General features: G+C 66.5%; 7 protein-coding genes. All 7 read left to right on the forward strand.

Going from position 1 to position 4,725, the window contains the following annotated elements:
* The first annotated feature begins 64 nt into the window (after positions 1 to 64).
* Positions 65 to 700 carry a type II secretion system minor pseudopilin GspJ gene (gspJ, locus tag ABNS06_RS09885; RefSeq protein ID WP_348674308.1) on the forward strand — a complete coding sequence of 212 codons (636 nt, stop codon included), beginning with the start codon at positions 65 to 67 and terminating at the stop codon, positions 698 to 700.
* On the forward strand, positions 697 to 1,635 hold the full coding sequence (gspK, locus tag ABNS06_RS09890; RefSeq protein WP_348674310.1) for a type II secretion system minor pseudopilin GspK: 939 nt from the start codon (positions 697 to 699) through the stop codon (positions 1,633 to 1,635). Before gspJ ends, gspK begins: the two co-directional genes overlap by 4 nt.
* A gap of 74 nt (positions 1,636 to 1,709) precedes the next feature.
* Positions 1,710 to 2,909 (forward strand): type II secretion system protein GspL, encoded by a 1,200-nt coding sequence (gene gspL, locus ABNS06_RS09895; protein WP_348674311.1) that lies wholly within the window; start codon positions 1,710 to 1,712, stop codon positions 2,907 to 2,909.
* Positions 2,906 to 3,415 carry a type II secretion system protein GspM gene (gene gspM, locus ABNS06_RS09900; RefSeq protein ID WP_348674312.1) on the forward strand — a complete coding sequence of 170 codons (510 nt, stop codon included), beginning with the start codon at positions 2,906 to 2,908 and terminating at the stop codon, positions 3,413 to 3,415. Before gspL ends, gspM begins: the two co-directional genes overlap by 4 nt.
* The gene (locus tag ABNS06_RS09905; protein WP_348674313.1) at positions 3,412 to 4,164 is read left to right on the forward strand and encodes a type II secretion system protein N; all 753 of its coding nucleotides are present in this window, start codon (positions 3,412 to 3,414) and stop codon (positions 4,162 to 4,164) included. The genes gspM and ABNS06_RS09905 overlap by 4 nt, the downstream gene beginning before the upstream one ends.
* A complete protein-coding gene (locus ABNS06_RS09910; protein ID WP_348674315.1) occupies positions 4,161 to 4,625 on the forward strand; it encodes an NUDIX hydrolase in 465 nt (154 codons plus the stop codon). Before ABNS06_RS09905 ends, ABNS06_RS09910 begins: the two co-directional genes overlap by 4 nt.
* Positions 4,622 to 4,725: hypothetical protein (locus ABNS06_RS09915; protein ID WP_348674316.1), on the forward strand; the 104-nt coding region annotated here is incomplete at its 3' end. The genes ABNS06_RS09910 and ABNS06_RS09915, both read left to right, overlap by 4 nt.

Consider the following 4,725-nt stretch of genomic DNA (forward strand, 5'->3'; position numbering starts at 1 on the left):
TCGATGTCGCCGCCTTCGCCGACGAGCGTCAGGCGGCCGAGCTGTCCGGCTTTCTGCCCAAGCCATGAGTGCCACCATCCAACAACACCGGATGCGGGGCTTCACGCTGCTCGAACTGATGGTGGCGATCGCCATCTTCGTGATCTTCTCGGCGATGGCCTACGGCGGCCTGATGACCGTGCTGAACTCGCGGGCGGACATCGAGGAATCGCTGGACGACACGCGATCGCTGCAAATGGCCCTGTTCCGCCTGGAACAGGACATCGAGCAAATTCGTGCGCGCGCCATCCGCGACGAGTTCGGCGATCCGCGTCCCGCGGTCTTCCTAACCGACACGCAAGACCTCGAATTTACTCGAGGTGGTCGACGTAACCCCATGAATCTTAGCGTGAGCAGTCTGGAGCGTGTCGCCTACGGGCTGGAGGACGAGGAGCTGATCCGCTATTCGTGGGCACAGCTCGACCGAGTCCAGGACACTCAGGTCAGCGAGGTCGTGCTGCTGGATGACGTGATCAGCCTGCAGTGGCGCTTTCTGGACGGGCAAAAGGAATGGACGGAACAGTGGCCGGTGCCGGACCCGACCACCGGAGGCACCGATCTGGCCGCGACGCCGCAGGTGATCGAGCTGCGGTTCGAGACACGGCGCTGGGGGGAGCTGCGGGCGCTTTATCGCATCACCACCACCGAGACCTCGACATGAGCGGTCGCCGGCAACGCGGCGTGGCGGTGCTGACCGCCATCTTCGTCATGGCGCTGGCCAGCATTGCCGCCGCCTCGCTGGCCTATCGCCAGAATGTCTCGTTTCATCGCACGGAAGCCCTGAAACATTCCGAGCAGGCCTGGTGGGTTGCACGCGGTGTCGCCGACTGGGCCACGACGCTGCTGGAGAAGGACGGGCAGGACAACAACATCGACCATCTCGGCGAGTTCTGGGCCACACCGGTGGACTACCTGCCCGTCGACAACGGCGTCGTCACCGGTCGCATCGCGGATTTGCAGGGTCGTTTCAACCTCAACAACCTGGCCAGTGCCGAACCGCTGTACGTCGAGATCTTCAAGCGCCTGATTCTCAACATCCGCCTGGACGGGAGCGCACCGACACCCGATCCGGAGCAGCTGGTCTCCGCGATCCAGGACTGGATCGACCCGGACGTGGAACCCCGCTTTCCCGGAGGCGCGGAGGACGGCATCTACTTCTCCCGCTCGCCGGCCTACCGCGCGGCGAATCGACCGTTCACCAGCGTCACGGAACTCCGCCTGGTCGAAGGCGTGTCACCCGAACTGTTCCAGGCGCTGCTGCCATTCGTCACCGCGCTACCCGAAGAGACCGCGATCAATATCAACACGGCGCCGGCGGAACTGCTGCTCGCCATGAGCAACAACCCGTCCCCTGGCGACGTCGCCGCCTTTGTGGAGACGCGCGCGGAGGAACCGGCCGAGACACTGGATGTCGTGACCAACGACGCCATCCTGGGCCCGGCCGTGGACGTTCAGGGACTGTCCGTGAGCACGAACTATTTCCTGATCCAGGGCGAAGCCACGATTGGCAGAGGTCGGGTGAGGCTGTACTCTCTTGTCTTTCGAAGCGCGCAAGGTCAGGCGCGTGTCGTCTACCAAAGCCGGGATACGCTTTGACTCGGATCAAACCGCCGTCGGCAGGCATGCCGTTCGCATGATCCGTCCACTCTGATTGCATTCACCGAAGATCCGTGCGCCGAACCCTGTTCATTCGCCTGAGCCACCCCGGCCCGGATGCCAGCGCCGCTTGCATCACGCGGCACAGCTCGGGGGAGTTCGACGCCGCGACACGCGGTCCGCTGTCCTCGCTGATCGAGACGGCGACGTCGGACGATCGCATCGTGCTGATGCTCCCTGCCGAGGACGCGCTGGTCACCAGTGTGGACCTGCCCATCCGCCAGCGCGCGCGGCTGATGCAGGCCCTGCCCTATGCGCTGGAAGAACAGCTGGCCGACGACGTGGACGCGATGCATTTCGCGCTGGGCGGCAAGACCCCGACGGGAGAACACAACGTGGCCGCGATGCGCAGCGAGCGTCTCGCCGCCTACCTCGCCGCCTTTGACGAGTCGCCTGCCCGTGTCGATGCGGCCCATATCGACGCCCAGCTGCTGCCACCCGACGCCGACCAGGCCGCCGTCCTGTGGATCGAAACCGATCGCATTCTGCTCCGCGACCGGCAACAGTGCGCCGCGGTGGATGAGGCGCTGCTGCCGATCGTCATGGGCCGTCTCGGCACGGACACGCCGCCCAGGCTGCTGCTGGTGGAAGGCGCGGCGCGACCCGATGCCGCGCTCGCCGGCACCGCGGAGGAACGCATCAGCAACGGCCTGGAACATCTGGCCCGCTGGAGCCTGCAGCCGCACGCGCTGAACCTGCTCCAGGGCGCCTTCCGGCCGGCCTCTGAACAATCCCAATGGTGGAGGCCCTGGCTGACGGCTGCCGTGCTGGCCGGCCTGCTCATCGGATTGGGAACGATCTATCAGGCAGTCGACCTTGCCCGCCAGCAGGCGGAGCTGACGACGCTGGAGCAGGCCAACATTCAGACATTCCGCGAGCTGTTCCCCGCCGAGCAGCGCATCGTCGAGGTTCGCACCCAGCTGGAGCAGCAGCTCCGCGCTCTGCAGAACCCGAAGGGTGCAACCGGTTTTCTGTTTCTGCTCGACCAGACACGTCAGGCGTTCGCCAGCGGCGCGGAGTTCACGATTTCGGAACTGCAGTTCCGGGACGGAACCTTGTTCCTGAGCCTGGAAGGCGATGACCTGCAGGCACTGGAAACACTGCGCGGGGAGTTTTCCAAGCAGTCGGGGGTAGAGTTCGAAGTGTTGTCGGCCAATGCGGCCAGCGATGGTGTGAAGGTGCGCCTGCGTCTGTCACCGGTGACCTCGGCATGACGCCCGCCCTGGAATCGCTCAAGGCGCGCTACCTGGCTCTGGAGCCCCGCGAGCGTCGGCTGGTCAGCGGTGGCGCCGCGGTGCTGGTCGCCCTGCTCTACTACCTGCTGATCTGGGAGCCGCTGGCGATGGGCCGCGAACGCGTCGCCTCCCAGCTGGAAGTGGAACGCTCGCTGGCGGCGGAACTCGCCGCTGCCGCCCCGCTGGCGCGCCAGGCCACCGCGTCCTCCGGTGCGCCGACGACGGCGGCGGCACAGAATCGCTCGCTGCTGGCCGTGGTCGACCAGACCGGCAAATCCGCTGGCCTCGGCCAGGGTGTGCGCCGCGTACAGCCGGAAGGCGACGATCGCGTCCGAGTCTGGCTGGAAGGCGTGGAATTCAACCGGACCGTGCGCTGGCTGCACCAACTCGAATCCCGCCATGGCATGACCGTGGATTCGGCCGATGTCGGCTCGCAAACGCAGCCCGGCCAGGTCGAGGCGCGGCTGGGACTGGCTCGCCAATGACCCGTCTGATCGTCGCGTTTCTGGTCGCCTTCGTCATCGGGCTGGTGATCTTCCTCCCGGTCCGGACCGTCTACGGCTGGGTAGCGCCGGCGGAATCGCCGGTCACGCTGCACGGCATCACCGGCACCATCGTCGATGCGAAGGTCGACAGCATCTTTTTCCAGAACCGTCCGGTCGCCGAGGACGCGCATTGGGACTGGCAGCCGTGGAAGCTGCTGCTGTTGCGTTTCGCCGGCCTCGTTCAGGCCGATGTCGCCCGCGGTCCCGTCACCGGCGAGGTGTCCGTCACACCCTGGGGAACCGTGCAACTCAGCGCCGTGCAGGGCCGCTTCAACATCACCGATCTGCTCGGCATCGCCGAACTCGACGGCATCGGCATCGGCGGCGGAGCCAGCCTGGATGTCCGTTCGCTGAGGCTGTCAGCCGACCGGTTCAGCGATGTCGACGGCACCGTCACGGTCAGGGATCTGGCCTGGGCCTTCGGGCCGAAGAACTACGCCCTGGGCGATTTCGAAGCCCGGTTCGTGCTGGAGGAGCAGGCGCTGGTCGGCACGCTGTCCGACACCGGCGGCCCGGTCGCGCTGGAAGGCACGGTGCGGGTCGATCCCGTCGCGCGCAGCTATGCGCTGGACGGCCGCCTGAAACTGCGCTCCACCGCCGACCCGGTGCTTGGCAATCTCATCAGCGGCTCACTGGGCCGACCCGATCCGCAGGGCTGGTACCGGTTGAGGCAGCAAGGCCAGCTGTGAGCTGGCACCCGCACGTCACCGTCGCGGCCGTTGTTGAGCGCCAGGGTCGTTTCCTGCTGGTCGAGGAACAGACCCGCAACGGCCTGGAATGGAATCAGCCCGCAGGTCACTGGGAACCGGGCGAAACGCTGATCGACGCCGTCATCCGGGAAACGTTCGAGGAGACGGGTTATCGCTTTCATCCGTCGACGCTGCTGGGCATCTACGTCTGGTCCCGCGGCGAGACTCCGGAGGACACCGCGCCGGACACTTTCGTCCGCGTAACCTTCTCGGGCGGCGTCGACCCCGAACCCGCCAGCAAGGAACTGGATGACGGAATTGTCCGCGCGTTCTGGGCCGAGCCCGATGAGCTGCGAACACCGACCGCGCCCCTGCGCAGCCCCATGGTGCTGCGCTGCGTCGAGGACTGGTTGGCCGGCGTTCGTCATCCGCTCGCCCTGCTCCATCACCTCGCGCCATGAGCCTGGTCATCGTCGGCCTGTCCGGCGGCGTGGATTCCGCCGTCGCGGCGCATCGCCTGCTGGAGGCCGGCCACACGGTCGAAGGCCTGTTCATGTTCAA

The organism is uncultured Abyssibacter sp., from assembly GCF_964000955.1.
Taxonomy (GTDB): Bacteria; Pseudomonadota; Gammaproteobacteria; order Nevskiales; family OUC007; genus Abyssibacter.